We start from the raw sequence: 2,516 nt of genomic DNA, 5'->3' as shown, positions 1-2,516 counted from the left end.
GGCGTACACCGCCGGGCTGCCGCCGATGACGGCGCGTTTGGCTTCGGTCGGGTGGAACAGCCCGCGCAGGTACTTGGCGATCGCGACCGCACCGGTGACCGGGCCCCGGCGGGCCGGAACGCGGCCGCCGCCGTCGGCGACGCTGACGGCATCGGCGGTGAGCATCGCGACCAGCGGCTGGGTGTCGCCGCTCAGGGCCGCGGCGACGAACTGTTCGGTGATCTTCGAGGCGGCGGCCGCGTCCACGTCGGCGCGGACCCGGTCGGCGGCGATGTGCTGCCGGGCGCGGCGATGGATCTGCTGGCAGTTCGATTCGGTGAGCCCGAGGATGCCGGCGATCTCGCGGTGCGGAAACCCGAACGCCTCGCGCAGCACGTACACGACGCGTTCGTTCGGGGAGAGCCGTTCGAGCAGCGTGAGCATCGCCATGGACACGGTGTCCTTCTGCTCGGTACTGTCGGCGGGGCCGAGCATCCGGTCGCCGGCGAGCAGCGGCTCCGGAAGCCACTGTCCGACATAGGTTTCCCGCCGGGCCCGCGCGGAGGTGAGCTGGTTGAGGCAGAGGTTGGTGAGCACCTTCGTCAGCCACGCCTCGGGGCTCTCGATGTGGTCGTGGTCGACGGCGTGCCAGCGCAGATACGTGTCCTGGACCGCGTCCTCGGCGTCACCGGCCGATCCCAGCAGCCGGTAGGCGATCGCCTCCAGCCGTCCCCGGGAACGCTCGAACACTTCGGCATCGCTGCCCACGGTCGACATCACCCCATGATCGACGAGGCCGGGTGCGACGTCCAGCGGTCGCGCTTCTCTCCCCCCGGCCCTTTCCGGGTCGTCCCGCCCCTTTTCCGAGCGAACGGTACATTCGGTCGATCCAAGGAGACGAACGGTACATTCGCTCGGAGAAACCGGGGGCCCGGAAACGAGTCAGGCCCCGGATTCTCGGAAGAATCCGGGGCCTGCCCCTACTGCCTGTCGGGCTGACAGGATTTGAACCTGCGACCACTTGACCCCCAGTCAAGTGCGCTACCAAGCTGCGCCACAGCCCGTCCGCGCTCTCGTCGAGCGCTCGTTGAGATTACAACAGTGACGGACCGAAGCACCAATCGCCTGGTCAGAAGGTCTTTTCGGCTGCGGAGATCTACTTGCGGACGCGCTTTTCCCGCACCCGCACCGAGATCCGCACCGGGCTGCCGTCGAAGCCGAACTCCTCCCGCAACCGGCGCTCGAGGAACCGGCGGTAGCCGGCCTCGAGGAACCCGGTGGTGAACAGCACGAACGTCGGGGGCCGGGTGGCCGCCTGGGTGGCGAACAGCACCCGCGGCAACCGGCCGCCGCGCATCGGCGGCGGCGTCGCGGCGACGACCTCTTTGAGCCACGTGTTGAGCCGGCCCGTGGAGATGCGCTTGTCCCACGATTCGAGCGCCGTCTCCATCGCCGGCACCAGCTTCTGCACGGCCCGGCCGGTCTTGGCGGAGATGTTCACCCGCGCCGCCCACGGCACCCGCAGCAGGTCCCGTTCGATCTCGCGGCCCAGTTCGTAGCGGCGGTCCTCGTCGACGAGGTCCCACTTGTTGAACGCGATCACCAGGGCGCGACCGGATTCGACGACCATCGTGATGACCCGCTGATCCTGCTCGGTGATCGGCTGCGAGGCGTCGATCAGCAGCACCGCGACCTCGGCGGCGTCAATCGCGCCGCGCGTGCGCAGCGACGCGTAGAACTCGGCGCCGGACGCGCTGTTGACGCGCTTGCGAAGGCCGGCGGTGTCGACGAACCGCCACGGCTTGCCGCCGAGTTCGACGATCGAGTCCACCGGGTCGACGGTGGTGCCGGCGACGTCGTGTACGACGGACCGTTCGTCCCCGGACAGCTTGTTGATCAGGCTGGACTTGCCGACGTTCGGCTTGCCGACCAGCGCGACGCGCCGCGGCCCGCCGCCGCCGGTGCCTTCCCGCGGGGTTGCCGGCAGCGCCTCGAGCAGCACGTCGAGCAGGTCACCCGTGCCGCGGCCGTGGGTGGCCGAGACGGTGTGCGGCTCGCCGAGGCCGAGCGACCACAACGCGGCCGCCTCGGCTTCGACGCGGTCGTCGTCGACCTTGTTGGCGACGAGGATGACCGGGGTCTTGGAGCGGCGCAGCACCTTCGCGACGGCCTCGTCGACGGAGGTCGCGCCGACGGTGGCGTCGACGACCACGAGGATCGCGTCGGCGGTGCGCATCGCCACCTCGGCCTGCCGGGCCACGGACTGCTGCAGTCCCTTGGCGTCGGGTTCCCACCCGCCGGTGTCCTGCACCATGAACCGCCGGCCGTTCCAGCTGGCCTCGTAGGAGACGCGGTCGCGGGTCACGCCCGGCACGTCCTCGACGACCGCTTCGCGGCGGCCGATGATGCGGTTGACCAGGGTGGACTTGCCGACGTTGGGGCGTCCGACGACCGCGACGGTGGGAACCGGCACGAACTCCTCGAGGTCGCCGCCCTCCCCGAACTCGATGTCCCAGTCGGATTCCTCGGACCAGGTG

Annotated in this window: 2 protein-coding genes and 1 tRNA gene; all 3 read right to left on the bottom strand. The window is 70.2% G+C overall.

What is annotated here, in order from left to right; translation table 11 throughout:
- On the bottom strand, positions 1-756 hold a 756-nt coding region (locus I0Q12_RS01380), incomplete at its 3' end, for a sigma-70 family RNA polymerase sigma factor (RefSeq protein WP_197250252.1).
- Between the two features lie 213 nt (positions 757-969).
- Positions 970-1,043 (bottom strand) — tRNA-Pro (locus I0Q12_RS01375).
- Positions 1,044-1,135: 92 nt separating this feature from the next.
- A partial coding sequence (der, locus tag I0Q12_RS01370) for a ribosome biogenesis GTPase Der (protein WP_197250251.1) occupies positions 1,136-2,516 on the bottom strand: 1,381 nt, incomplete at its 5' end.

Source organism: Rhodococcus sp. CX (genome assembly GCF_015865005.1).
Lineage (GTDB): Bacteria > Actinomycetota > Actinomycetes > Mycobacteriales > Mycobacteriaceae > Rhodococcus.
The sequence above is the reverse complement of the archived record's forward strand: the minus strand, read 5'-3'. Positions and strand labels throughout refer to the sequence as shown.